Source organism: Dactylosporangium sp. CA-052675, assembly GCF_050947935.1.
GTDB lineage: Bacteria > Actinomycetota > Actinomycetes > Mycobacteriales > Micromonosporaceae > Dactylosporangium.
This window is the reverse complement of the sequence record NZ_CP192010.1, coordinates 9,022,724-9,045,994: the sequence shown is the minus strand read 5'-3', so window position 1 is coordinate 9,045,994 and position 23,271 is coordinate 9,022,724. Positions and strand designations below refer to the sequence as shown.

The 23,271-nt window shown below is 72.6% G+C and carries 25 protein-coding genes; 11 read left to right on the top strand and 14 right to left on the bottom strand.

What is annotated here, in order from left to right:
- Position 1: 1 nt before the first annotated feature.
- The 5 genes from ACQP1P_RS40525 to ACQP1P_RS40505 form a co-directional block, all read right to left on the bottom strand.
- Complete coding sequence (locus ACQP1P_RS40525) at positions 2-790, bottom strand: prepilin peptidase (RefSeq protein ID WP_433079564.1); 789 nt, start codon at positions 788-790, stop codon at positions 2-4.
- Between the two features lie 80 nt (positions 791-870).
- On the bottom strand, positions 871-1,365 hold the full coding sequence (locus ACQP1P_RS40520) for a prepilin-type N-terminal cleavage/methylation domain-containing protein (RefSeq protein ID WP_433079562.1): 495 nt from the start codon (positions 1,363-1,365) through the stop codon (positions 871-873).
- A gap of 174 nt (positions 1,366-1,539) precedes the next feature.
- Positions 1,540-2,772 (bottom strand): type II secretion system F family protein, encoded by a 1,233-nt coding sequence (locus ACQP1P_RS40515; RefSeq protein ID WP_433079560.1) that lies wholly within the window; start codon positions 2,770-2,772, stop codon positions 1,540-1,542.
- Between the two features lie 23 nt (positions 2,773-2,795).
- Positions 2,796-3,905: a type IV pilus twitching motility protein PilT gene (locus ACQP1P_RS40510; protein ID WP_433079558.1), complete on the bottom strand. Its 1,110-nt coding sequence runs from the start codon at positions 3,903-3,905 to the stop codon at positions 2,796-2,798.
- A gap of 58 nt (positions 3,906-3,963) precedes the next feature.
- Entirely contained in the window at positions 3,964-5,634 is a 1,671-nt protein-coding gene (locus tag ACQP1P_RS40505; protein WP_433079556.1) for a GspE/PulE family protein, read from the bottom strand.
- Positions 5,635-5,790: 156 nt separating this feature from the next.
- Between ACQP1P_RS40505 and ACQP1P_RS40500 the strand changes: the two genes are divergently transcribed.
- On the top strand, positions 5,791-7,032 hold the full coding sequence (locus ACQP1P_RS40500; protein WP_433079554.1) for a hypothetical protein: 1,242 nt from the start codon (positions 5,791-5,793) through the stop codon (positions 7,030-7,032).
- Here the strand turns inward: ACQP1P_RS40500 and ACQP1P_RS40495 are convergent.
- Both ACQP1P_RS40495 and ACQP1P_RS40490 read right to left on the bottom strand, forming a co-directional pair.
- Positions 7,017-7,871, bottom strand: coding sequence for an NAD-dependent epimerase/dehydratase family protein (locus ACQP1P_RS40495; RefSeq protein ID WP_433079552.1), 855 nt, complete (start codon positions 7,869-7,871; stop codon positions 7,017-7,019). The two genes, ACQP1P_RS40500 and ACQP1P_RS40495, sit on opposite strands and share 16 nt — an antisense overlap.
- A gap of 11 nt (positions 7,872-7,882) precedes the next feature.
- Positions 7,883-8,467, bottom strand: coding sequence for an NADPH-dependent FMN reductase (locus ACQP1P_RS40490; protein ID WP_433079550.1), 585 nt, complete (start codon positions 8,465-8,467; stop codon positions 7,883-7,885).
- Positions 8,468-8,519: 52 nt separating this feature from the next.
- On the opposite strand from ACQP1P_RS40490, the gene ACQP1P_RS40485 reads away from it, so the two are divergent.
- Positions 8,520-9,002, top strand: coding sequence for a MarR family winged helix-turn-helix transcriptional regulator (locus tag ACQP1P_RS40485; RefSeq protein ID WP_433079548.1), 483 nt, complete (start codon positions 8,520-8,522; stop codon positions 9,000-9,002).
- Here ACQP1P_RS40485 and ACQP1P_RS40480 read toward each other — a convergent pair.
- The 3 genes from ACQP1P_RS40480 to ACQP1P_RS40470 all read right to left on the bottom strand — a co-directional run bounded on the left by ACQP1P_RS40480 (position 8,999) and on the right by ACQP1P_RS40470 (position 11,523).
- The gene (locus ACQP1P_RS40480; protein ID WP_433079546.1) at positions 8,999-10,204 is read right to left on the bottom strand and encodes an LCP family protein; all 1,206 of its coding nucleotides are present in this window, start codon (positions 10,202-10,204) and stop codon (positions 8,999-9,001) included. The two genes, ACQP1P_RS40485 and ACQP1P_RS40480, sit on opposite strands and share 4 nt — an antisense overlap.
- Positions 10,205-10,258: 54 nt before the next feature.
- Positions 10,259-10,384: a hypothetical protein gene (locus ACQP1P_RS40475; protein WP_350618679.1), complete on the bottom strand. Its 126-nt coding sequence runs from the start codon at positions 10,382-10,384 to the stop codon at positions 10,259-10,261.
- A gap of 137 nt (positions 10,385-10,521) precedes the next feature.
- The gene (locus ACQP1P_RS40470) at positions 10,522-11,523 is read right to left on the bottom strand and encodes an isopenicillin N synthase family dioxygenase (protein ID WP_433079544.1); all 1,002 of its coding nucleotides are present in this window, start codon (positions 11,521-11,523) and stop codon (positions 10,522-10,524) included.
- 64 nt (positions 11,524-11,587) lie between these two features.
- Between ACQP1P_RS40470 and ACQP1P_RS40465 the strand changes: the two genes are divergently transcribed.
- The 3 genes from ACQP1P_RS40465 to ACQP1P_RS40455 are packed head-to-tail and all read left to right on the top strand — an operon-like array spanning position 11,588 to position 13,353.
- Positions 11,588-11,818, top strand: a complete 231-nt coding sequence (locus ACQP1P_RS40465) for a helix-turn-helix domain-containing protein (RefSeq protein WP_433079542.1) — start codon at positions 11,588-11,590, stop codon at positions 11,816-11,818.
- Positions 11,819-12,370: a Clp protease N-terminal domain-containing protein gene (locus ACQP1P_RS40460; RefSeq protein ID WP_433079540.1), complete on the top strand. Its 552-nt coding sequence runs from the start codon at positions 11,819-11,821 to the stop codon at positions 12,368-12,370.
- Positions 12,367-13,353, top strand: coding sequence for a winged helix DNA-binding domain-containing protein (locus tag ACQP1P_RS40455; protein ID WP_433079538.1), 987 nt, complete (start codon positions 12,367-12,369; stop codon positions 13,351-13,353). Before ACQP1P_RS40460 ends, ACQP1P_RS40455 begins: the two co-directional genes overlap by 4 nt.
- Here the strand turns inward: ACQP1P_RS40455 and ACQP1P_RS40450 are convergent.
- Entirely contained in the window at positions 13,330-13,992 is a 663-nt protein-coding gene (locus ACQP1P_RS40450; protein WP_433079536.1) for a hypothetical protein, read from the bottom strand. The two genes, ACQP1P_RS40455 and ACQP1P_RS40450, sit on opposite strands and share 24 nt — an antisense overlap.
- Before the next feature lie 59 nt (positions 13,993-14,051).
- On the opposite strand from ACQP1P_RS40450, the gene ACQP1P_RS40445 reads away from it, so the two are divergent.
- From ACQP1P_RS40445 to ACQP1P_RS40435, 3 genes are all read left to right on the top strand, one after another.
- The gene (locus ACQP1P_RS40445; protein WP_433079534.1) at positions 14,052-14,849 is read left to right on the top strand and encodes a phosphatase; all 798 of its coding nucleotides are present in this window, start codon (positions 14,052-14,054) and stop codon (positions 14,847-14,849) included.
- Between the two features lie 107 nt (positions 14,850-14,956).
- Complete coding sequence (locus ACQP1P_RS40440; RefSeq protein WP_433079532.1) at positions 14,957-16,003, top strand: S1 family peptidase; 1,047 nt, start codon at positions 14,957-14,959, stop codon at positions 16,001-16,003.
- 184 nt (positions 16,004-16,187) lie between these two features.
- Positions 16,188-19,502 (top strand): AfsR/SARP family transcriptional regulator, encoded by a 3,315-nt coding sequence (locus ACQP1P_RS40435; RefSeq protein ID WP_433079530.1) that lies wholly within the window; start codon positions 16,188-16,190, stop codon positions 19,500-19,502.
- 60 nt (positions 19,503-19,562) lie between these two features.
- Here the strand turns inward: ACQP1P_RS40435 and ACQP1P_RS40430 are convergent, their stop codons facing one another.
- A complete protein-coding gene (locus tag ACQP1P_RS40430; RefSeq protein ID WP_433079528.1) occupies positions 19,563-20,393 on the bottom strand; it encodes an ABC transporter permease in 831 nt (276 codons plus the stop codon).
- On the bottom strand, positions 20,390-21,334 hold the full coding sequence (locus ACQP1P_RS40425) for an ATP-binding cassette domain-containing protein (RefSeq protein WP_433079526.1): 945 nt from the start codon (positions 21,332-21,334) through the stop codon (positions 20,390-20,392). The genes ACQP1P_RS40430 and ACQP1P_RS40425 overlap by 4 nt, the downstream gene beginning before the upstream one ends.
- A 354-nt stretch (positions 21,335-21,688) precedes the next feature.
- Here ACQP1P_RS40425 and ACQP1P_RS40420 point away from each other — a divergent pair, with 354 nt between their 5' ends.
- Genes ACQP1P_RS40420 through ACQP1P_RS40410 form a run of 3 tightly spaced genes read left to right on the top strand, consistent with a single transcriptional unit; the run spans position 21,689 to position 22,838 of the window.
- The gene (locus ACQP1P_RS40420) at positions 21,689-22,156 is read left to right on the top strand and encodes a cysteine dioxygenase (RefSeq protein WP_433079524.1); all 468 of its coding nucleotides are present in this window, start codon (positions 21,689-21,691) and stop codon (positions 22,154-22,156) included.
- Positions 22,150-22,566, top strand: coding sequence for a rhodanese-like domain-containing protein (locus ACQP1P_RS40415; protein WP_433090316.1), 417 nt, complete (start codon positions 22,150-22,152; stop codon positions 22,564-22,566). Before ACQP1P_RS40420 ends, ACQP1P_RS40415 begins: the two co-directional genes overlap by 7 nt.
- Entirely contained in the window at positions 22,563-22,838 is a 276-nt protein-coding gene (locus ACQP1P_RS40410; protein WP_350618703.1) for a Smr/MutS family protein, read from the top strand. The genes ACQP1P_RS40415 and ACQP1P_RS40410 overlap by 4 nt, the downstream gene beginning before the upstream one ends.
- A 40-nt stretch (positions 22,839-22,878) precedes the next feature.
- Here the strand turns inward: ACQP1P_RS40410 and ACQP1P_RS40405 are convergent, their stop codons facing one another.
- Positions 22,879-23,259 carry a DUF6401 family natural product biosynthesis protein gene (locus tag ACQP1P_RS40405; RefSeq protein ID WP_433079522.1) on the bottom strand — a complete coding sequence of 127 codons (381 nt, stop codon included), beginning with the start codon at positions 23,257-23,259 and terminating at the stop codon, positions 22,879-22,881.
- Between the last annotated feature and the right edge of the window lie 12 nt (positions 23,260-23,271).

Genomic DNA, 23,271 nt, shown 5'->3' with positions numbered 1-23,271 from the left:
CTTACGCGGGAACCAGCAGGTTCGTGTACCAGTCGGTGATCGGCGCGGCGGCGAACAGCGCCAGCAGCGCGCCGGCCAGCATCGCCGGGCCGAACGGCAGGGCGGTCTTGCGCCCGGCGCGCCCGAAGGCCATGAGCGCGAGGCCCGCGGCGCCGCCGAGGACGAACGCGGCGAGCGTGCCGACGGCGACCGAGGACCAGCCCAGCCAGCCGAGGTAGAGGCCGAGCACGCCGGCGAGCTTCACGTCGCCGAAGCCCATGCCGCCCGGGTACACCAGGGCCAGCAGGAAGTAGAACGCCCACAGCGCGGCCATCGCGGCCGGCCCGCGCAGGGCCGCGGCCCAGTCGTGCTCGGCGATGACGGCGGGCAGGAACAGCAGCGGGGCGACGACGTAGGAGGGCAGCACGATCGCGTTGGGCAGGCGCAGCACGTCGAGGTCGATGAGCGCGAGGGCCACGGCGATCGCGGCCAGGTAGAGCCAGGCCGGCAGCACCAGGAGCGTGCCGTCGCCGAGCCGGGCGGCCACGGCGACGAAGAGCAGGGCGGTGCCGAGCTCGACCAGGGGGTACCGGATGCTGATCGGGGCCTCGCAGTCCGCGCACCGGCCGCGCAGCGCGAGCCAGCCCAGGACCGGCACGTTGTGCCAGGGGCGCACCGGGTTCGTGCACTGTGGACAGTGCGAGGCCGGGCGCAGGAGCGACTCGCCGCGGGGGACGCGGTGGATGACGACGTTGAGGAACGAGCCGACCGCGAGGCCGAAGACGCCGACGACGACCAGGACGAACGTCACGGCGGGTCTCCCTTCTCGGCGGGTGGGCCGGCGGCGGCCCGCTCCCGGTCAGCCGGGGCGGGCCGCCGTCGCGGACGGTCCTACGGGGTGGCGCTGGCGATGCAGGCGCCGAGGTCGGCCTGGGCGGTCGCCTTCTTGACCGATCCGCCGACGGACGAGTCGTAGACGTAGATCGTCTTGCCGTCGGAGTTCATGCCGCAGATGCGGTAGGAGGCGCCGTTGTTCTTGTACTGCATGCTGTTGCCCGGCGACAGCGTGGCCGTCTGCTGCGTACCACCCGTAGCCGTGGCGCCACTGCCCGTGGTGCCGAAGATGAGCTTGTCCGCGGTGCTGCTGCCGTCGAACGGGTAGGTGTTGTTGTTCTCCGTGTAGAACTGCTCCACGGCGCTGACCGCGGCGCGCACGTCGGACTCGGCCGACTTGTTGGCGGCGCCCTTGCGGTAGTTGAGGTACATCGGCACCGCGATCGCGACGAGCACGCCGATGATCACGACGACGACGAGCAGCTCGACGAGCGTGAACCCGCCGTCGCCGGCGGCACGCTTCTTCTGCATCCTGCGCAGCGTCTGGGTCATGGAGAGCCTCCTGCTCCTGGGGTGTACGGGTGGTGGCGGCGAGGCTCCGCTGCCTGGCGCCGGTTCTCTTGCGGGTGGTGTTGCGGTGGTGATCTCAGTAACGGAATCCGTCGGTGCGCCGGCGTTGCGCGTTGCGTTGCCGTCCAGTTGCGCCGGACCCGCTCGGGCAAGGGATCAGTTGCTCTGGATGTTCTGGTAGATCGAGAACATCGGCAGGTACAGGCAGACGATCATGCCGCCGACCACGCCACCCATGACGAGCACCATGATCGGCTCGATGGACGCGGTCAGCGCCTCTGCCGCGCTGTCGACCTCTCGGTCGTAGAAATCGGCAACCTTTTCGAGCATCTGACTGATTTGGCCGCTCTCTTCGCCGACCTCCACCATTTGCACCACCATGGGCGGGAAGATCTTGTGCTGTCCCAGCTGTGACGACATGGGGCGGCCCTCCCGAACGGCCTGTTGCAGGTCGGCCATCGCGGTGCTGACCACGGCGTTGCCGGTGGTCGCGCCGACGACGTCGAGGGCCTGCAGCACGGGCACGCCGACGCCGAGCAGGGTGCCGAGGTTGCGCGAGAAGCGGCTCAGCGCGATCTTCGTGAACAGCGGGCCGAAGACCGGGACCTTGAGCTTCACCTTGTCGAACCACAGCCGCACGGCCGGGTTGCCCGCCATGATCTGGCGGAACGCGACGGTGATGATGATCGCCACGACGATGAGCAGGGGGCCCAGCCAGAACAGCGTGTGGCTCGCCGTGACGATGATCCGGGTGGGCAGCGGCAGCTCCCCGCCGAGCTGCTGGAACATCTTCTCGAAGATGGGCACGATGAAGATCAGGACCGCGCTGATCATCACCGCGGTGAAGACGAGCACGATCACGGGGTACGTCAGCGCGCTCTTGATCTTCCCCCGCAGCGCCGCGTCCTTCTCGAAGTTGGTGGCGATGCGCTCCAGCGCGTTGTCGAGGAAGCCGCCGGTCTCGCCGGCCCGGATCATCGCGACCATGAGCGTCGGGAACACCTTCGGGTGCTTGCCCAGCGCCCCGGACAGCGACGTGCCGCCCTCGATGTCCAGGCGCACCTCGGTCAGCGCCTTCTTCAGCGACGGCTTGGCCGCCTGGTCCTCCAGCACCGCGAGGGAGCGCAGCAGCGACATGCCCGACTGGGTCATCGTGGCGAACTGCCGCGCGAAGACGCCGAGGTCCTTCAGCGTCGTGCGGTCGCCGAGGCCGGGGATGCGGATCTCCCGCTTCATCAGCGTGTCGGCGCTGGTGATGGCGAGCGGGGTGAGCCCCTGCTGGCGCAGCGCCTGAGCCGCGGCCAGCTCGTTGGACGCCTCGATCTTGCCCTTGGCGCGCTTCCCGGCGTGGTCGATCGACTGGTACTCGTACGTCTTCGTGGCAACCATGGGTCCGAACCCCTAACGCGCTTTCATTGACGGCCCGCCAGCCGGCGGAACTCCTCGGCCGAGTGGGACAGCTCCAGGGCCGACTCGTAGGTGATGAGCTGCTGACGGACCCGCTCGGCCAGGTGCTGGTCGAACGAGAGCATCCCGTCGTTGCCGCTGGACTGCATGAACGAGGGGATCTGGTGGTTCTTGCCCTCGCGGATGAGGTTGCGGATCGCGGGCGTGGCGAACAGGATCTCGGTGACGATGGTGCGGCCCTGCCCGTCGGCCCGCGGCGCGAGCGCCTGCGTGACGACCCCCTGCAGGGCGTTGGACAGCTGCGCGCGGATCTGCTGCTGCTGGTGCGGCGGGAAGATGTCGATGACCCGGTCCACGGTCTGCGCCGCGCTCTGCGTGTGCAGGGTGGCCAGCACCAGGTGGCCCGTCTCGGCCGCGGTGAGCGCGGTCGAGGTGGTCTCGAGGTCGCGCAGCTCGCCGACGAGGATGATGTCGGGGTCCTGGCGCAGCGCGTGCTTGAGCGCGAGGGCGAAGGACTGGGTGTCGGCCCCGACCTCGCGCTGGTTGACCAGGCAGCGCTTGTGCTCGTGCAGGAACTCGATCGGGTCCTCGATGGTCACGATGTGCGAGGAGCGCGTGCGGTTGGCCAGGTCCAGGATCGCCGCGAGGGTGGTGGTCTTGCCCGAGCCCGTCGGGCCGGTCACCAGCACCAGCCCGCGGTGCAGGTGCGCGAAGCGGGCCACCTGCTCGGGCACGCCGAGCTGGTCCAGCGGCTTGATGTTGTGCGGGATGGCCCGGAAGGCCGCGCCGAACGAGCCGCGCTGGTTGTAGAGGTTCACGCGGAAGCGCGAGACGCCCTCGATGGCGTAGGCGAAGTCGAGCTCCTGGACCTCCAGGAACTGCCGCCACTGCGAGTCGAGGGTGACCGCCGCGCGGGCCAGCATCTGGCAGTCCTCGGGGGTGAGGTCGTCGTAGCCGGGCAGGTACCGCAGCCCGCCGTTGATCCGCACCGTCGGCGGCGCGCCGACGGTGAGGTGCAGGTCGGAGCCGCCGACCCGGACCAGCGAGACGAGCATCGCGTCCAGGGAGGCCCGCTCGTCGGCGGTGGCGTTGCGAAACGGGATCGTCTGGGTCACGGGCGCTCCTCGCGGGTAAGGGACCTCACCGGCCCGATCGGCCGGAGCGGGCCGGAACTTAGACCGCCACCCGGACGACCTCGGGGATGGAGGTCTGCCCCTCGGCCGCCTTGGCCAGGCCGTCCACGCGCAGGTCGAGCAGGCCCTCGCGGTAGGCCACCGCCTGGATCTCGTGCGCCGAGGCGCGGTCGATCGCGAGCTTCTCGATGTCCGGCGTCACCGGCATGACCTCGTGCAGCGCGATCCGGCCGCGGTAGCCGGTGTTGGCGCACGAGCGGCAGCCGACCGGGCGCCACAGCGTCTCCGGCGTGCCGAGCAGGTCGTAGGGCCAGCGGGCGCCGATGAGCTCGGCCTCGCTCGGCGCGTACTCGCTCTTGCACCAGTCGCACAGCCGCCGCGCGAGCCGCTGGGCCAGCACGCAGTCCACCGACGAGCCGACCAGGAACGGCTCGATGCCCATCTCCACGAGCCGGGTGATCGCGCTCGGCGCGTCGTTGGTGTGCAGCGTCGAGAGCACGAGGTGGCCGGTGAGCGCCGCCTCGACCGCCAGCTGCGCGGTGGTGCGGTCGCGGACCTCGCCGATGAGCACCACGTCGGGGTCGGAGCGCAGGATGGCCGGCAGCACCGCCGCGAACGTCAGGCCCGCCTTGATGTCCACCTGCACCTGGTTGACGCCCGGGAGGCGGTACTCGACCGGGTCCTCGACCGTGATGATGTTGACGGTCGGCTTGGAGATCTCGGCCAGGGTCGCGTAGAGCGTCGTGGACTTGCCCGAGCCCGTCGGCCCGGTGACGAGCAGCATCCCGTGCGGCTTGTTGAACGAGGTGGAGAAGCGCTCGTAGTTGCCCTTGCGGAAGCCGAGCTTGGTCAGCTTCAGGTCCATCCCGCTCGTGTCGAGGACCCGCAGCACGATCTTCTCGCCCCACACGGTCGGCAGGGTCGCGGTGCGCAGGTCGACCGCGCGCTGGTTGATCTCGACGGTGATGCGGCCGTTCTGCGGCACCCGGCGCTCGGTGATGTCCACGTTCGACATGATCTTGAGTCGCGAGATCAGGGCCGACTGCACGTGCTTGGGCACCGTGTCGACCTCGTGCAGGACGCCGTCGATGCGGTACCGCACCCGCATGTTGTGCTCGCCCGGCTCCAGGTGCAGGTCGGAGGCGCGGTTGACGATCGCCTGCTCGAGCAGGGAGTTGACGTACCGCACGATCGGCGCGTCCTCGTTGACCGCGGTGAGGCTCGACACGGCCGGCGCGGCCTCGGCGGCCAGGCTCTCCGCGACCTCCCCGAGGTCGTTCTCCTCGCGCTTGAGCCGGTCGATGATCTTGCGCAGCTCGGAGCGCGCGACGACGACCGGGCGCACCAGGAGCCCCGTCGCGGCCCGGACGTCATCCAGGGCGAGCACGTCACCCGGGTCGGTGATGCCGACGGTGATCTCGGTGTCGTTCAGGGCGATGCCGAGCACCCGGTGCTTGAGCACCAGGGCCATCGGGATCTTGGTCACCGCGGCCGGGTCGATCGGGTACCCGACCAGGTCGAGGGTGGCGATGCCGTAGGCGTCCGCGGACGCCTCGGTGAGCTGCTCCTCGGTGACGATGTGGTCGTTGATGAGCACGGCGCGGATCGAACGGCCGGTGCGCTCGGCCTCCTCGGCCGCGCGGTCGACGGCCTGCGCGTCGGCTCCGCGTTCTTTCAGCGCGTCCAGAAGCGGCCTGAACGTCTGGTACATCTCACCCCCGGGTCACTGCGGGACTTATCGGCGCAGATCCGGGTGACTTTCGGGTTTCACCCCGGGCGCGTGGGCCGCTCTCGTTGACGGCCCCCGGCGCCGTCGTGAGGATGCTTCGCTGTGTCGGTTGCCGTCGTGGAAGAACCCAGAAGCGAATTGCCCGGCAATATCTCCATCTGGCGCGCGCGCTGGCTGCTGATGCGCTACGGCAGCCGCGCGCCGGGGGAGCCGCCGGTGCTCGGCGTGCCCGCCGGCGCCCAGGCCGAGCTGCTGGCGCTGGTCGCCGAGGTCGCGGCCCGGGTCGGGGTGGCGCGGCCCGACGCCGTGCTGCTGACCGGCTTCGGGCTGATCCGCTCGTGGGCCAGCCGCCGGCGGCGCCTGCTGCTCGTGGGGCTGCCGCTGCTGCAGTGCCTGACGGTGGACGAGGTGCGGGCGCTGGTCGCGCACGAGCTCGCCGTCGTCAACCACCGCCGCGCCCACCTGGTCGTGCGGCTGCGCATGCTGCACGAGGAGGCGGTCGACCCGCTCGCCGTGGTCCCCTCGCCGCGGGCCGAGGCGATCGGGCGGGCCACCCGGGACTTCGCGGCCGCGCTGGAGCGCACGGCGGACCAGGCCGCCAGCTCCGCGTCCGGCCTGCACACCGCGGCCCGGGCCGTGGTCAAGGCCGACCTGGCCGCGTTCGAGTTCGCCGACCTGGCCTTCGACGTGGAGGAGCAGGTCTGGCAGCGCACCAGCGCCGGGGTGCAGGACCTGCACGCCGGCTGGCGGGAGGCGGTGCGCTCGGGCGCGGTGGTGGCCACGCTCGACGACGACACCCGCCTCGGGCTCATGGCCCGCCACCCGAGCCTGGCCGGGGCGATCGCGTCACTGTCCCCGGCGCACGTGGCCCTGCGGGTGGCCGACTCCCTGCCGCTGGGCCCGCTGCCGCCCGAGCAGGAGCGCGAGCTGGCCCGGCAGGTGCTGCGCCGCGACAACGGCCAGTGGGTCACCTTCGCCGCCGCGCCGGGCGCGGACCGGCCGGGCTGGCTGGACCGGCAGGCCCGGGCGGTCACCGAGCAGGTCGCCACGCTGCTGCGCCGCCCGCCGCTCGGGCCGGCCGAGGTGGTCGAGGTGCTGCTGACCCGGCTGGACGAGCTGGTGGCGGCGAACTGGCCGGCCCAGCCCGAGCCGCCCGCCGAGCCCGAGGAGCTCGACGGGACACCTTCGGCGGTCGTCGTGGCCGAGGCGGCGCTGACCGCGCTCGGCTGGCGGCGCGTGCACCCCGCGGCCGCGGGCGTGCTGGTGAGCCCGGACGGCGAGCAGCACAACCTGAACCTGCTCGCCCGGGCCGCCCTCGACACTCCGGCGGCGTTGGCCGTACTGCTGGAGCTGCTGTCGCGCGATCAGCGCCCGACGTGATCGCGCCACGAGTGGGCGGGGGAGTAGCCGAGGACCTCCCGGGCCCGGTCGATCGCGAGCAGGGTCTCGTGCTCCCCGAGCGCCCGCGTGAGCGGCACGTCCGGGAACACCTCGCGCATGAGCTCGGCCGAGGGCCGGTCCATGATGGTGTCGGCGGCGGCGATGACGTACGACGTCGCGCCCTTCACCTCGGCGGACAGCGCCAGCCGGCAGGCCGCGGCCACGTCCCGGGCGTCGACGTAGCCCCACAGGTTCCACTTGCGCGCGTGCGGGTCGGCCCAGTAGCCGGGCACCGCCGCGTAGTCCTCGGGCACGTGCACGTTGGACAGCCGCAGCCCGACGAACGGGATGCCGCTCCAGCCCGAGATCTCCCGCGCCAGGGTCTCGCCCACGACCTTGGACAGCGCGTAGGTCGTGGTCGGCAGCGGGAAGTGCTCCTCGTCGACGGGCGCGTAGCGGGGCGGGGTGTCGAAGGGCAGCCCGAGCGTGGTCTCGCTGGAGGACCACACCACGCGCCCGAGCCCGGCCGCCTGGGCCGCCAGGAACACGTTGGCGTTCATGGCGGTGTTGCGGTTGAACGTCACCGCGGGCGGATACATGCCCGGGGCCGGGATGTTGGCCAGGTGTACCACCGCGTCGGCGCCCCGCAGCGCCTCGAACGCCTGCCCGTAGTCGGTCAGGTCGGCCACCAGCAGCGGCACGCCCAGCTCGGGGACGCTCAGGTGGCCGGCCCGGCCCACGGCGTCGGTGGCGAGCACCTCGTGGCCGTGGGCGAGCAGGTCTTCGACGACGACTCGGCCGGTCTTGCCGTTGGCTCCGGTGACGACGATGCGCGACATGCCCCCGATTCTTACTTCGCGGCGCGCAGCGCCTTGAAGGCGGGGGCCAGCCGGGCCAGCTCGTCGAGCACGGCCTTGGCCGACGCGTCCAGCGCCGGGTCGCTCACGAACGTCTTCTCGGCGGTCACGTGCACGCGGCTGGGCACCGCGACCTGCGCGTTGATCGCCATCATGCCGAGCATGCTCACCACCGGGCGCAGCGCGATGACGGCGCGGGTGCCGGCCGAGAGCCCGCCGTAGCTCACGAACGCCGCCGGCTTGTCGCGCCACTCGTGCACGAGGTAGTCGATCGCGTTCTTCAGCGGCGCGCTGAAGCTGTGGTTGTACTCCGGCATCACGAACACCACGGCGTCGGCCGCGTCGATCGTCGCGCTCCAGTCCTTGGTGTGCTGCTTGGTGTAGTTGCGAAGGGCCGGGTGGTGCGGCTCGTCGAGCAGGGGCAGGTTCAGCTCGGCGAGGTCGGAGACGTGCACGTCGAAGCCGTTGTGCTGCCCGACCTCGCCGATGAACCAGTCGGCGACCACCCGGCCCACCCGTCCCGGGCGGGTGCTGGCGACGATGACCTCGAGGCGTGGGCGTGGCTGTGTTGTTGACATGTCATCATCGTGACACTGGTTAGGTGACACGTCAACGACTACAGTGTGAGACGTGGCAGACAACGGTGTCCCGCGGTGGCTGGACGAGGACGAGTTCCGGGCCTGGATCGGGTACCGGCGGATGAAGGCGCTGCTCGACCTGCAGATCTCCCGCGAGCTCGCGGCCAACCAGGGGCTTTCCGAGCCGGACTACGACGTGCTGAGCAGCCTGTCGGCCGCCGAGGACCGGCGCATCCGGCTCAGCGAGATGGCCGAGCGGATGCTGTGGTCCAAGAGCCGCCTCTCCCACCACGTGACCCGCATGCAGCAGCGCGGCCTGGTCACCCGCAAGGAGTGCCCCTCCGACGGTCGCGGCGCCTTCATCGTGCTCACCGACGCCGGGATGGCGACCCTGCGGGCGGCCGCGCCCGGGCACGTGGCCGCGGTCCGCGAGCACTTCATCGACCTGCTGACCGAGGAGCAGATCCGGGTCCTCGGCGAGGCCGCCGACGCCGTCGTGGAGCACCTGCGCCCGCGCGTGCAGGACCGGGTCTAGCTGCTGCTGACCAGGTCCGTGCGGGCGGTGAGGAACGTCTGCACGGTGTCGGAGCGCACGGCCTCGAGCAGGGCCAGGGTGGTGTCGTCGAGCGCCTCGGCCCCGGGCTGCTGCGCCGACTCGTGGAACGTGCCGTTGTTCGTCTTCACGGTGAGCAGGTTGTCGCCGCCGATGCCCTGCATCGCGAAGATCCAGTCCTGCAGGTCGATGCCGCCCGAGTCGATGGTCATGGACTGCCCGACGACGTCGAGGATCTGCTTGAGCTTCACCGGGTCGGTGAGCGTGTCGCGGCTGGCGATCCCGCGCAGCAGCGCCTTGATGAACTGCTGCTGGTGGCGCTGGCGGTCGTAGTCGCTGTGCGGCAGCGTGTCGCGCTGGCGCACGTAGTCCAGCGCCTGCCACGGCTCCAGGTGCTGGTAGCCGACATGGTAGGTCTGCGGGGTGACCCCGGCGACCGGGACGAGGTCGGTGCCGCCGGAGGCGTTGAACCGCTGGATGTAGGGGACCCTGGTCTCGCCCTTGGCGTCGTGCCCGATGTGCACCGAGCGGGTCTCCTGGTCGACGTACATGTCCACCCCGCCCAGCACCTGCACGACCTTGGTGAAGCCGGCGAAGTCGACGATCGCGGCGGCGTCGAAGGTGAGGCCCCAGTTCTCCTCGATGGTGCGGGCCAGCAGCGTCATGCCGTACCTGCGCTGGTCGCGGCCGGTGAGCTTCAGGCCGCCGACGGCGAACGCGGCGTTGATCTTGTCGTGGCCGCCGGAGTACCTCGACCGGCCGTTGGTGAACTCGGGGATCCGCACCCACGTGTCGCGGGGGATCGAGATGAGGTACGCCGAGCCGTGGTCGGCCGGGATGTGCACGACGATGATCGAGTCGGACCGGACCGCCTCGGTGGGGCTCTGGTCCGGCCGGGTGTCGGTGCCGACCAGCAGGATGGTCTTCGCCCCGCTGATGGTGGCGTGGCGGCCCTGCGGCCCGGCCACCGGATCGATGAGGTCGTCCTGCTGGACGTTGCCGGTGACGTAGCCGATCAGCAGATCCTTGGCGACGAAGGCGCTGCCGGCCAGCAGCATCAGGATCGCGCCGCTCACCAGCAGCGAACGGGCCCATCGGGGGTCGCGGCGGGTGCGGCGCAGGCGGCTCGCGGGCCGGCGGGGCTCGGGGCGTTCCCCGGTCGGAGGCTCTTCGAGTTGCAGCACGCGCTCGTCGGCTCCTTCTCCGAGTTCGCCCGGCGGTCACCGCCGGCGGCTCGGTCAGCCGCCGACGGCGATCACCGCGGTCACGACGACGAGCACGAGAGCGGCAAGGAAGATCAACATGCCCTGCTCGGCGTCGAAGCGGGTCAGCTTGCGGGTCGTGGTGGGGGTGGGGGTGGTCATCGTCGCCTCCTGGCTACGGTGGGGTGACTCTTACGCTACGAACACCGCGGACAGGTTTGCTCCCGGGAACGTGCCACTGGCCTCGTGGAACGCTTCCTCGGGGTTCAACCGATCCACCCCGGCCGGGGTGACGGTGCTCAGGCGTCCTCGTTGACGTCCGCGATCAGCTCCGGGAACACCTTGCCCACCTTTCGCACCAGATAATCGCCGTAGGTGCCGGTAAATGCGCGCAGATCCTGGCCGTCCCAGCGGCGCGGGTCACCCGTCGCGGTGCGGCCCGGCAGCGGGGGGACCTCGGCGGTGAAGTCCGGGTCGAAGAAGAAGGGGAACGACAGGCGCTCGTTGCCGCTGGTGTTGCGCACGCGGTGGGGCGTGGAGCGGTACCACCCGCCGGTCATCCGGTCGAGCATGTCGCCGATGTTGCACACGAACGTGCCCGGGATCGGCGGCGCGTCGATCCAGCCGTCCTCCCCGCCGTCCTCGCCGGCCGGGCGCCGCACCTGCAGGCCGCCGTTGTCGTCCTGCAGCAGGAGCGTGAGCAGCCCGTAGTCGGTGTGCTCGCCGACGCCCCACTCGCGGCTGCCGGGCGGGCTGGGCGGGTAGTGGAAGATGCGGAACAGCACCGTGGGGTCCGCGGTGTAGCCGGTGGCGAAGTACTCCGCGTCCAGGCCGAGGCTCTGCGCCACCCCGCGCAGCACGGCCTGGGCGGTGCCGGTGAGCGCGTCGATGTAGCGCAGCACCGTCTCGCGCAGTTCGGGCACCCGGGCCGGGAACAGGTTCGCGCCGTGCAGCGGCAGCCGGGCCCGCACCCGGGGGGCGTCGGGGCCGAGCTCGGTGCCGAAGTACAGGCCCTCCTTGCGGTCCGGCACCCCGGAGGTGAGCTCGGCGCCGACCGGGAAGAACCCGCGCCAGGCCCGGCCGCCGCGGGCCATGGCGATCTCGAGCTTCTCGGCCTCGGGGAGGGCGAAGAAGGTCCGCGCGGCCGCGTCGAGCCGCGCGATGAGGTCCGGGTCCACGCCGTGGCCGGCCACGTAGAAGAAGCCGCTGGCCCGGCAGGCCGCCTCGATCTCGCGGGCGGCGCGCTCGTCCCGGCCGTCGCGGGCCAGGCCGGTGATGTCGATGACCGGAAGTGTGCTCACCCGGTCGAGGCTAGGCGTCAACTCCGGTTGACGAACGGCCATCGCGTCAACTAGTGTTGACGCCATGACGGAGGCCAATGACCTCGCGGAGGCGGCGGCCGGCGCCGATCCGCGCATCGGACTGCGGGCGGCGGTCGCCCTGCGGCGCCTCGCCGACGCGCTCGAAGTGCTGCAGGTCGACAACGCGCGCCGGCAGGGCTGGTCGTGGCAGGAGATTGCCGACGCGCTGGACGTGACGCGCCAGGCGGTGCACAAGAAGCACGCCGGCCGGCCCGTCCCGAGGCAGGAGGGGTAGATGTTCGAGCGGTTCACCGACCGGGCCCGCACCGTGGTGCGACTGGCCAAGACCGAGGCCGACGACCTCGGCCACCCGATCATCGGCACCGAGCACCTGGTGCTGGGGCTGCTCGCCGAGGACGGCGGGATCGCCCGGACCGTGCTCGACGGGGCCGGGATCGTCCGCGCCGAGGTGCGCGCGGCGGTCGCGGCCGGGGACGACGCGGCCGCGCTGCGTTCGATCGGCATCGACCTCGCCGCGGTGCGGGCCAGCGTCGAGCGGCGCTTCGGGCCGGGCGCCCTGGAACGGGCCGAGCCGGCCGAGCGGGGCGGTCTGCTGTTCCGCCGCTCGAAGATGCCGACCCGGTTCAACAACGGGGCCAAGAAGAGCCTGGAGCTGTCGCTGCGGGTGGCGCTGTCGCTCAAGCACAACTACATCGGCACCGAGCACATCCTGCTCGGCGTGCTCAAGGAGGAGCGGGGGAGCGGGGGACGGCTGCTGCGCGAGCGCGGGCTGTCCTACGACGGCGCCCTGGAGCTCGTCCGGGCCGCCCTGCGTGACGCCGCATGACGGTGCTCTCCACGCGTGCGCTGAACCGGGCGCTGCTGGCCCGGCAGCTGCTGCTGGAGCGGGCCGCGCTGCCGGTGCCGGACGCGCTGGAGCGGATGGGCGGGCTGCAGGCGCAGTATGCGCCCTCGATGTACATCGGCCTGTGGACCCGGGTCGCGGACCTCGAGCGCTCGGCGGTGACCCGCCTGCTGCAGGAGCGCGCGGTGGTCCAGGCCACCGTGCTGCGGGGGACGATCCACCTCGTGTCGCGGGCCGACTTCTGGCCCCTCGTGGAGGCCGTGCGGGAGACCCGCTACCCGGTCGACCCGGCGCTGCGCGACGACATCGCCGAGGCGGCCCGGCTGCTGGCCCGCGGCCCGCTGCGCCGCACCGATCTCGGCCCGGGCGTGCGCAAGCACATCCACCTGTGGCTCGACCTGGTCCGGGTGCCGCCGTCGGGCACCTGGGACCGGCGCCGGGCCGACGTCTACGGCCTCGCCGAGGACTGGATCGGCCCGTCCGCGATCGGCGAGGCCGAGGCCCGCGAGCACCTGGTGCGCCGCTACCTCGGCGCGTTCGGCCCCGCCCACCGCACCGAGATCGCGACCTGGGCCGGGCTGCCCGCCGACGCGATCGCCGCCGTGCTCGGCCGCCTCGAGCTGCGCCGGTTCACCGACGAGCGGGGCCGCGAGCTGGTCGACCTGCCGGAGGCGCCGCTGCCCGATCCCGAAACCCCCGCACCGGTACGGTTCCTGCCGACCTGGGACGCCGCGCTGCTCGTGCACGCGCGGCGGACGCTGATCCTGCCGGAGGAGCACCGCTCGAAGGTCTTCCACACGCGGATGCCCCAGTCGATCGGGACGTTCCTGGTCGACGGGCAGGTCGCGGGCACCTGGTCGCTGCGCGGTTCCCGGGTCGTGTGGGAGCCGTTCGCACCGCTGCCCGCTCGCGCCGCCCGCGAGGTGGAGGCCGAGGCCGAGCTACTGCGCGCCTTCCATGTCTGAGCCCATGTCTGAGCCCACGTCTGAGCGGTCCTGCATCTCCCACAGGTGGTCCAGCACGTGCCAGACGAAGCGGCGGGCGGCGTACCGGGCCGTCCACCCGTTCCCGGTGAGCGGCCCGCCGTCACCGGGGGTGCCCAGGACCTCGATGACGGCGTCGCGCAGCCCGTCCGGCTCGGCCGGCTTGAGCCGGATGCCGATCTTGCGGGCGTACGCGGCCTCGGAGTCGCGCAGGTGCCCGATCATCTTGTCCCGGTCGCGGCCGCCGCCCCGCGGGCCCTTGCGCAGCCGCTCGGGGGCCTCGGCGGCGTACGCGTCGAAGGCCTCCCACGCGGCGCGCAGCAGCTTGGTGTGGCGGGCCGCGACCGCCGCGGTGACCGCCTTGCCGTCGGCCTCGGGCCGGCCGTCGGGCGCGCCGAAGTCGGTCGTCGCCGTGCCCGGCACCCGCTCGGCCACGCTGAGCCGCGGGGCCGCGGGGAACGTGAACCCGGCGGCGGTGGCGATGGGGGCATAGCGGGCGCCGTACTCGGCCAGCGCGTCGATCGCGTCCTGCTCGCTCTTGCCGAAGCGTCCCCAGCCGGGCCACTCGAGGCTTCCGGCGAAGACCTTCTTCCTGCCCGTTTCGAGGTAGATCTCGGCCATGCTGTGACCTTAAGCCGCTTTCCTCGTTGATGTACGGCTCGCTACCTAGGATGGTTCATATGCCTGAGCTTGTGAATCATCTTCGCGAAGCCCTGCTCGCCGGCGATGTCGAGACCACGCGCGACTCCAACCACGGCAACGCGGCGGCCTTCGCCGAGGGCCGCGAGGGCTACCTCTTCGGTCTCCCGCCGCTCAAGACGTGGACCCTGGCCGAGGTCCTCGCGGTCATGGCCGAGCGGGTCGGTATCGACCCCGACCCCGAGCGCTCGACCGGCACCGACGTCATCGATCCGCACAAGACCGCCCGCGCGCTCGAGCGCATGCGGGACCGGCTGCGCCAGGCCGCGCAGCGCCGGGAGCGCGTGATCGTCGCGACCGGGCACCCGGCCGGGATCATCGAGGTCCACCTGGCCGTCGCCGCGGCGCTGCGGGCGGCCGGGTGTGCGCTGCTGCAGCCGGCGCCGGGCGCGCCGTTCGCGTCGCCGGGGCACTACATGGGGCGGGAGCTGCCGCTGGCGGTGCGGTACATCGGCGGGGTCGCCGTCGCCGCCGAGCGCGGGATCGCGCTGTGGCACACCCACTCGCCGGACGGCATGCGGGCCATGCTGGCCGAGCTCGACCGCCTCGGCGAGGCGCCCCCGGACCTGGTCGTCGCCGATCACGGGTTCGCCGGGGCGGCCGCCGCGGCCGGGCTCGACGTGGTGTCGTTCGCCGACAGCAACGACCCGGCGCTGTTCGTCGGCGAGGCCGAGGGCCGCGTCTCGGTGACCGTGCCCATCGACGACAACGTGCAGCCGCACCACTACTGGCCGGTCAGCGAGTTCCTGCTCGACGGGGTCATCGGCGGAAAAGTATGACTCGGGTGCTATGAGGTAAATCGCCGGTGAATCTTGTGTGGGTTCCTTCCCGATGAAAGCATCGGTCGCGGCCGATATTTATCGGCTCCGATATAGGGGAGGCTCACGTGAGACCCACCAAGACCTCATCCAGGCTGCTCGCGGCGATCGCCGCCGGTCTGGCCGCCGGTGCCGTGATCACGCCGTCCGCTGCCCTCGCGGCCGCCGACCAGACGGCGCTCGCCGCGAAGTCGACCGACGCCCTCGTCGCCAAGCTGGGCACCCGCACCGCCGGCTCGTACTACGACGCCGGCCTCGACAAGATGGTCGTCACGGTCACCGACGCGTCGACCGCGGCGACCGTCGAGGCGAGCGGCGCCGTGGCGCGCAAGGTCGCGCACAGCGGGGCCGAGCTGGCGAAGATCACCGCGACGCTCGACGCCAAGGCCTCGATCCCCGGCACCGCGTGGGCCGTCGACCCGGTCGCCAACCAGGTCATCGTGTCGATCGACCCGACCGTCCCGGCCGAGCACGTCAAGACCCTCGAGACCCTCGTGGCGAGCCTCGGCAGCGGCGCGCGCATCGAGCGCCTCGGTGCCGCGCTGAAGCCGACCATCTCGGGCGGCCAGGCCATCTACACCGGTGGCGCCCGCTGCTCGCTCGGCTTCAACGTGGTCAGCGGCAGCACGTACTACTTCCTCACCGCCGGGCACTGCACGAACATCGGCGCCACGTGGACCACCAGCAGCGGGTCGGTGCTCGGTACGCGCTCCGGCACGAGCTTCCCGGGCAACGACTACGGCATCGTGAAGTACGCCGCGGGCGTGACCCACGCGGGCAACGTGTCGCTCGGCGGCAGCTCCTACCAGGAGATCACCACCGCGGCCAACGCGTTCGTGGGTGAGTCGGTGCGCCGCAGCGGCAGCACGACCGGCGTGCACAGCGGCTCGGTCACGCAGCTCAACGCGACCGTCACGTACTCCGAGGGCCGGGTCTCGGGCCTCATCCGGACCACGGTGTGCGCGGAGCCGGGCGACTCGGGCGGCTCGCTGTTCGACGGGACCAAGGCGATCGGGCTGACGTCGGGGGGTAGCGGGAACTGCTCCAGCGGCGGGGTGACGTACTTCCAGCCGGTCACCGAGCCGCTCAGCGTGTACGGCGTGAGCATCTACTGATGCCGGGGGCGGGGGCCGGGCGGATCTCGCCAGGCCCCCGCTTGATATGTCGGGCGCTTCGCGCCACGACATATCCGCATTTTTCGCCCGACGGGCCATTCACCGCTGTTGCCTGGATATCGCGCGGTCGCCCGCCGCCTCGCCGGGGCGGTTTTTTGTCGTACCCGGGTGGCACAGTTGGGGCATGCGCGTGGGGGTGCTCGGACCGCTGTCGGTCGAGGTCGGCGGCCGGCCGGTCGAGGTCGGCGGGGCCCGGCTGCGCACCCTGCTCGCCCGCCTGGCCCTGGAACCGGGCCGATTCGTGAGCGTCGAGCGGCTGGCCGAGGCCCTGTGGCCGGACGGCCCGGTGCCGGCCGACCCCGCCAACGCCGTGCAGTCGCTCGTCTCCCGCCTGCGCAAGACGCTGGGCAACCCGCCGGAGCTGGAGTCGGGCCCGCGCGGATATCGGCTCGGCGTCGACCCCGCCGCCGTCGACGCCGTGCGCTTCGAGCGGCTCGTCGCCGAGGGCCGCCGGGCGCTGCGGGCCGACGAACGAGCGGCCGCCATCCGGCTGCTGCGCGAGGCCCTGGCCCTGTGGCGCGGCCCGGCCCCGGCCGACCTCGGCCCCGGGGAGACCGACGCGGTCAGGGCCCGCTGGGCGGAGCTGCGGCTGACCGCGACCGAGGACCTGATCGAGGCCTCCGGCTTCGCATCCCCCGACCCCACGTCTCCCGGCCCCGCATCCCCTGACTCCGCGTCTGCCGGCCCCGCATCCCCCGGCTCCGCGTCTGCCGGGTCCGCGTCGCCTGGTCACCTGTCGTCCGGCGATCCCGGCCCCGACGTGAGCGGCCGCGCCGCCGTCATCGCCTGGCTGCAGGAGCTCGTCGTCGCCCACCCGCTGCGCGAGCGGCTCGTCGCCCTGCTCGTCCGGGCCCTGCACGCCGACGGCCGCCCGGCCGAGGCCCTGGCCGCGTTCGAGGACTGCCGCGCCCGCCTCGCCGACCGGCTCGGCGCCGACCCGTCGCCCGAGCTGCGCGACGCCCACGTCGCCGTCCTGCGCGATGCTGCCCGCCCGGCCCGCGCCGGCAACCTGCGCGCGCCCCTGACCAGCTTCGTCGGCCGCACCGGCGAGGTCGAACGCCTCGCCGCCCAGGTCGCCGACAGCCGCCTCGTCACGCTGGTCGGCCCCGGCGGCTCGGGCAAGACCCGCCTCGCCACCACGGTCGCCGGGGAACTGGCCCGGGACCTGCCCGACGGCGCCTGGCTGGTCGAGCTGGCCCCGGTCGCCGAGGCCGCCGAGGTCCCGGTGACGATCCTGCGCGCCCTGGCCGCCGGGGGACTGGTCCAGCCCGAGACGGCCCGCCGCCCCCGCCGCGGCGACGTCGCCGACCAGCTCGCCGAGTCGCTGGCCCTGCCCGGTGTGCTGCTCGTCCTCGACAACTGCGAGCACGTCGTCGAGGCCGCCGCGGTGCTGAGCGAGGAGCTGCTGGGCCGCTGCCCGAAGCTGCGCATCCTGGCCACCAGCCGGGAGCCGCTGGGCATCCTCGGCGAGACGCTCTTCCCGGTCGGCCCGCTGCCCCTGCCGGCCGAGGCCACCCGCGAGTCGGCGGCGGCGTCCCCGGCCGTGCAACTCCTGCGCGACCGGGCCGCCGCGGTGCGCCCCGGCTTCGAGGTGACGGCGGGCAACGCGGCCGCCGTGGTCGAGATCTGCCGCCGCCTGGACGGGCTGCCCCTGGCCATCGAGCTGGCCGCGGCCCGGCTGCGCTCGTTCACCCCGGAGCAGGTCGCGGCCCGCCTGGACGACCGTTTCCGCCTGCTCACCGGCGGCAGCCGCACCGCCCTGCCCCGCCATCGCACCCTGCACGCCGTGGTCGCCTGGAGCTGGGACCTGCTGGGCGAGCGGGAGCGCGCCTTCGCCGAGGCGGTGGCGGTGTTCCCGGCGACCTTCGACGCCGCGGCGGCCGCGGCCGTGAGCGCCGCCCTGGCTCCCGGCGGCGGCGGCGACCCCGAGGACCTGCTGCACGCGCTCGTCGACCGGTCACTGCTGCAGATCGCGCCCGGCACCGGGCCGGCGCGGTATCGCATGCTCGAGACGATCCGCGAGTTCGCGCTCGAGGAGCTCGGACGGCGGGGCGCGGCCGAGGTGGTGCGGTCCGCGCACGCTCGTCACTTCCTGGAGCTGATGGAGCGGGCCGAGCCGCACCTGCGCACCGGCGAGCAGCTCGAGTGGCTCGATCGCCTGCGGCCGGAGCAGGACAACGTGCATGCCGCCGTCGCCTACCTGTGCGATGCCCGCGACACGGCCCGCGCGTTCCGGCTCGGGGCGGCCAGCGGATGGTTCTGGACGTTCGAGGACAACCACGCGGAGTCGGCGCTGTGGCTGCGGCGCATTCTCGCCGCGGGGGAGCGCGACCCCGGCCCGGTCCCGCCCGACCTGCGGCTCGTGGTGCGCTCGATGCACCTGGTCAACAGCGGCTTCGCCGGGGACTTCCAGTTCGACCGGGCGGAGCTGGACGACCTGATCGCCGAGTCCCTGGCGGTGCCGCCCGGCGGGCACCCGTTCGTCGAGCTCGTCGCGCCGGTGGTGTCGCTGTTCCGCGACGACAGCGAGCACGGCACCGCGCTCGTGCGCTCCCGCCTCGCCGGGCCGATCGACCCGTGGGCGCGCGGCATGCTGCACTCGGTGCTCGGCCACCTGCGCGAGAACGACGGCGACATCGACGGCATGCTGGTCGAGCTCACCGCCGCCGCGGCCGCGTTCCGCGAGATCGGCGAGCGCTGGGGCCTGGCGCTGACGCTGGCCTCGCTGGCCGACGCGCACACCCGCCGCGGCGACTTCGCCGCCGCCGTCGCGCACTTCGAGGAGTCGATCGAGCTGCACCGTCGCCTCGGCATCCGCTCCAGCGAGGCCTACCTGCTCGTCAGCCGCGCGGCCCTGTGCCGGCACACGGAAGGGCCGGCGGTGGCCCGGGCGCTGCTGCGCGACTTCGTCGAGGACGCCGGGCAGCCGGCCCGCGACGTGTCCCACGCGATGCTGGAGCTGGGCCACCTGGCCCGGGCCGAGGGCGACCTGGCCGAGGCCGAGCGGCTCTACCACGAGGCTTGGCGGCTGCAGCGGGGATTGCCGCTGGTGGCACCGCAGTACCAGGCCATCGTGATCACCGCCCGGGCCGAGATCGACCTCGCCCGCGGGGAGCCCGGCCTGGCCCGCGCCCGCCTCACCGAGGCGATGCGGCTCGCGCTCGGGGCCCACGACATGCCCGTGATCGGCAAGGTCGCGGTCGGTGTGGCCGGCCTGGCGCAGGCCGGCGGTGATCCCGGCCGCGCCGCGGTGACGCTGGGTGCGGCGCAGCGGCTGGCGGGCACCCGCGACGCGTCCAACGCGGACTGGACCGCCCGCCGGGCCGCCCTGCGGGCGGTGCTGGGTGACGAGGCGTTCGAGGTGGCCTCGGCCCGCGGCCTGGGCATGCCCCGGGCCGAGGCTCTGGCGCTGGTCGATCCCGGGTCGCTGCCCGTCTGACGCGGCCTCGGCCCGCGGCATGCTCCCGCCGCGGACCGAGGCACCCGGCCACGGTCCTGGCTACGCCTTGCGGCGGTAGGCGCGCACCGCCAGCGGCGCGAACACCGCCAGGATCGCCACGGACCAGATCAGCGTCTTGACGACCGGACCGGCCACGGCGCCCTGCCCGACCATCAGCCCGCGCGCCGCCTGCATGGCGTCCGCGACCGGGTTGACCTTCACCCACGCCTGCAGCCAGCCCGGCAGCGTGTCGGTCGGCACGAGCACGTTCGTGCCGAAGGTCAGCGGGAACATGATCACGAAGCCGAGGCCCTGCACCGCGCCGGGCTCGCGCACGATCATGCCCAGCAGCACGAACATCCAGCTGAAGCAGAACGCCATGAACATGACGAGCAGGCAGGCGGCGAGCGCCTCGGGCAACGACGTGGTGATCCGGAAGCCGAGCAGGTAGCCGACCCCGATCATCACCCCGATCGACACCACGAAGCGGATCATGTCGCCGATGACGCCGCCGATGAGCGGGGCCGAGCGGCCGATGGGCAGGCTCCGGAAGCGGTCGAAGACGCCCGTCTTGATGTCGGTGTTGAGGCTCACGCCGGTGGGCGCCGACGCGAAGAGCACGTTCTGCACCATGAGCGCCGGCAGCAGGAACTGCATGTACTCGTGGCGGTCGCCGGCGATGGCGCCGCCGAGGAGGTACACGAACAGGACGATGAAGATGATCGGCTGCAGGGTGACGTCCAGCAGTTGCTCCGGCTGGCGCATCGTCTTGATCAGGCTGCGGCGGGCCATCACCAGGCTGTGCCGCACGAGGCCGAACGGGCGCGCCGGGACGGCCGCGATGAACGGGGTGTCCTCGCCGGACTTCGGCTGCGTGGTCGTGGTCGTCACGCCGCCACCTCCTGCCGCTCGCGGGTGAGGGTGAAGAAGACCTCGTCGAGGCTGGGCAGGTGCAGCGACAGTTCGATGACGCCGATGCCGGCCTCGTCCAGGCGCCGTACCACCGCCGTCATGGCACTGTCGTCCGCGACCGGCACCGAGAGCACCCCGCGTCCGTGCGACTCCGGCTGGTTGCCCGACACGTCGGCGAGGATGGCCGACACCGTGTCCAGGTGCGCCGGGTCGGCCGGGCGGACGCTGATGGTCTGCCCGCCCACGATGTGCTTGAGCTGCGCGGGCGTGCCGTGGGCGATGACCTTGCCGTGGTTGATCACGGAGATCTCGTCGGCGAGCGCGTCGGCCTCCTCGAGGTACTGCGTCGTCAGCAGTACCGTCGTGCCCTCCCGCACCTGGGCGCGCACCATGTTCCAGACGTCCTCGCGCTTGGCCGGGTCCAGGCCGGTGGTGGGCTCGTCGAGGTACACGATCGCCGGCCGCCCCACCAGGCTCGCGGCGAGGTCGAGGCGCCGCCGCATGCCGCCCGAGTACGTCTTGGCCGGCCGGTCCGCCGCCTCGCTGAGGTCGAACTCGGCGAGCAGGCTCTTCGCCCGCGCCTTGGCCTCCTTGGCCCGCAGGTCGAGCAGCTGCCCGATCATGACCAGGTTCTCGGTGCCGGTCAGGTCCTCGTCGACCGAGGCGAACTGGCCGGTCAGGCCGCTGATGCGGCGCACCTGGGCCGGGTTGCGCTGCACGTCGTACCCGCCGACGACCGCCCGGCCCGCATCCGGGCGCAGCAGCGTGGCCAGGATGCGCACCGCGGTGGTCTTCCCGGCGCCGTTGGGCCCGAGGACGCCCAGCACCGTCCCGGACTCCGCGGCCAGGTCCACCCCGGCCAGCGCGGTGGTCTTGCCGAAGCGCTTGACCAGGCCGGTTGCCTGGAAAGCGAGACTCATGGCTCGTTCCCCCTGTGGAATGTCTCGTCTGACCCGTGCAGCCTGCACCGGGCCGCTGTCAAACCGCGCACATCCGCCTGACATCCGCTGACAGCGCCGAGCATCACACGATTCCCGTATGCTGGGCATCGGTTGACGCTCACTCGGCGCCGTCGGCACCATCGGCAGTATGGCGCTGTTGACCCGACGACTGGTCATTGACCTCGTTCGGCACGCCGGCGCCCGCTGTACCCGCTAGAGCCCCGCTCGCGGAAGACCCCACCCGTTCCGGTTGTCGCGGCCCGCTGCTGCGTCCACAAGGGCTCGACGTCTGCTTTAATTCCTATCTAGTACGTCCGAATACTGGAGAACAGCATGCCTGTCGTCACCACGGTCGCCCGCGCGACCGATCTCCTGTCGATCGCCCAGGGTTACGCCGCCGACCCGGACGAGTGGCCGTTCGCGCCCCGCTTCGACCCCGTGCAGCGCTGGTACGGCCGCCTCGCCGTCGCCGGCGACCACGAGGTCTGGCTGCTGACCTGGCTGCCGGGCCAGGGCACCGACCTGCACGACCACGGCGGCTCGGCCGGCGCGTTCACCGTCGTCTCCGGCGAGCTCGTCGAGCAGACGGTGCAGGGCGGCCGGCTCGTGAGCTCCGCCTACGGGCCGGGGGAGGGGCACCGCTTCGGCGCGCACTTCGTGCACCGCATCGTGAACGCGAGCGACAAGCCGGCCGTGACCGTGCACGCGTACGGCCCCGCGCTCGCCGCCATGACCCGCTACCGCCTGCACGACGGCCGCCTGTCCGTCGAGTCCGTCACGAGCGCCGGGGCCGACTGGTGAGCGCGGCCGTCGCCGCGGGCCGCGGGATCGACGTGATCCTCGCCGAGGCCCGCTCCCGCCTCGACCGCCTCGACGCCGATCAGGCTCGGCTGGCGTTCGCCGAGGGTGCCGTACTGGTGGACATCCGCCCGGCCGCGCAACGCGCCCGCGAGGGCGAGATCCCGGGGGCGCTGATCGTCGAGCGCAACGTGCTCGAGTGGCGGTTCGACCCGCGCAGCGACGCGCGGCTGGACATCGCCGACCGTTACGACCTGCCGGTGGTCGTGTTCTGCTCGGAGGGCTACACGTCGTCGCTGGCCGCGGCGGCCCTGCAGGACCTGGGCCTGCACCGGGCGACCGACCTGGCCGGCGGCTTCCAGGCCTGGAAGGCGGCGGGGCACCCGGTGAGCGGCACTACGCTGGTGGGGTGAAGCTCAAGCTCGATCTCCACGACATCTTCAACCGCGGCACCGACATCGACAAGGCGCTGCGCGGGATCATCGACGAGGCGGTGGCCAAGCGGGCCACCCTCGTCGAGATCATTCCGGGGAAGGGGTCCGGGCAGCTCAAGAAGCGCGTGCTGCGGTTCCTGGACCAGCGGGAGATCAAGGCGCTGTATCACCGGGTGGAGAAGGACTCGGACAACTTCGGGCGGCTGTTCGTGCACTTCCGGTGGAACGAGTCCCAGGGCCGTCGACGCTGACGGCGCGCTGCGGGGCAGTGGTTGTCGGTCAGGTACCGGTTCAGAACGCGTCGGCGGCGTCGGCCAGGTGGCAGACGGCGACCAGACGCAGGACCGTCCAGTCGGCGGCGGCCCAGTCGACGGTCTCCGGGGTGGGCAGTGGCCGGCCGTGGCGCTGGTGCACGGCGATGACCGAGCGCGCGTAGCCGGCCAGCGACAGCGGCCCGATCGGCTTCCCGGCGGCGGTCAGGCTCTCCCGGACGGCCGCGGCGTGCTGGTCGACCTTGGCGAGCAGGAACGGCTGGGCGAGGGCCTCCACAAGCCCGTCGACGCCGACCATGGCCATGACCTGGTCGAGGTAGAAGCGGGCGTCGAGCTCGGCGGTGGCCAGGTAGCCGGCGTCGAACTCGACGGCGGCGGCAGGGGTGATGTCGTTGTTCATGGACGATGACGC

Bases quoted from the DNA above. Each gene is read 5' to 3' on its own strand.
- ACQP1P_RS40455 (WP_433079538.1), top strand. From the start codon at position 12,367: ATGACGGTGCTCTCCACGCGTGCGCTGAACCGGGCGCTGCTGGCCCGG.
- ACQP1P_RS40475 (WP_350618679.1), bottom strand. From the start codon at position 10,384: ATGACCACCCCCACCCCCACCACGACCCGCAAGCTGACCCGCTTCGAC.
- ACQP1P_RS40515 (WP_433079560.1), bottom strand. From the start codon at position 2,772: ATGGTTGCCACGAAGACGTACGAGTACCAGTCGATCGACCACGCCGGG.
- ACQP1P_RS40450 (WP_433079536.1), bottom strand. From the start codon at position 13,992: ATGGCCGAGATCTACCTCGAAACGGGCAGGAAGAAGGTCTTCGCCGGA.
- ACQP1P_RS40495 (WP_433079552.1), bottom strand. From the start codon at position 7,871: ATGTCGCGCATCGTCGTCACCGGAGCCAACGGCAAGACCGGCCGAGTC.
- ACQP1P_RS40405 (WP_433079522.1), bottom strand. From the start codon at position 23,259: ATGAACAACGACATCACCCCTGCCGCCGCCGTCGAGTTCGACGCCGGC.
- ACQP1P_RS40465 (WP_433079542.1), top strand. From the start codon at position 11,588: ATGACGGAGGCCAATGACCTCGCGGAGGCGGCGGCCGGCGCCGATCCG.
- ACQP1P_RS40420 (WP_433079524.1), top strand. From the start codon at position 21,689: ATGCCTGTCGTCACCACGGTCGCCCGCGCGACCGATCTCCTGTCGATC.
- ACQP1P_RS40435 (WP_433079530.1), top strand. From the start codon at position 16,188: ATGCGCGTGGGGGTGCTCGGACCGCTGTCGGTCGAGGTCGGCGGCCGG.
- ACQP1P_RS40520 (WP_433079562.1), bottom strand. From the start codon at position 1,365: ATGACCCAGACGCTGCGCAGGATGCAGAAGAAGCGTGCCGCCGGCGAC.
- ACQP1P_RS40490 (WP_433079550.1), bottom strand. From the start codon at position 8,467: ATGTCAACAACACAGCCACGCCCACGCCTCGAGGTCATCGTCGCCAGC.
- ACQP1P_RS40460 (WP_433079540.1), top strand. From the start codon at position 11,819: ATGTTCGAGCGGTTCACCGACCGGGCCCGCACCGTGGTGCGACTGGCC.
- ACQP1P_RS40505 (WP_433079556.1), bottom strand. From the start codon at position 5,634: ATGTACCAGACGTTCAGGCCGCTTCTGGACGCGCTGAAAGAACGCGGA.
- ACQP1P_RS40445 (WP_433079534.1), top strand. From the start codon at position 14,052: ATGCCTGAGCTTGTGAATCATCTTCGCGAAGCCCTGCTCGCCGGCGAT.
- ACQP1P_RS40425 (WP_433079526.1), bottom strand. From the start codon at position 21,334: ATGAGTCTCGCTTTCCAGGCAACCGGCCTGGTCAAGCGCTTCGGCAAG.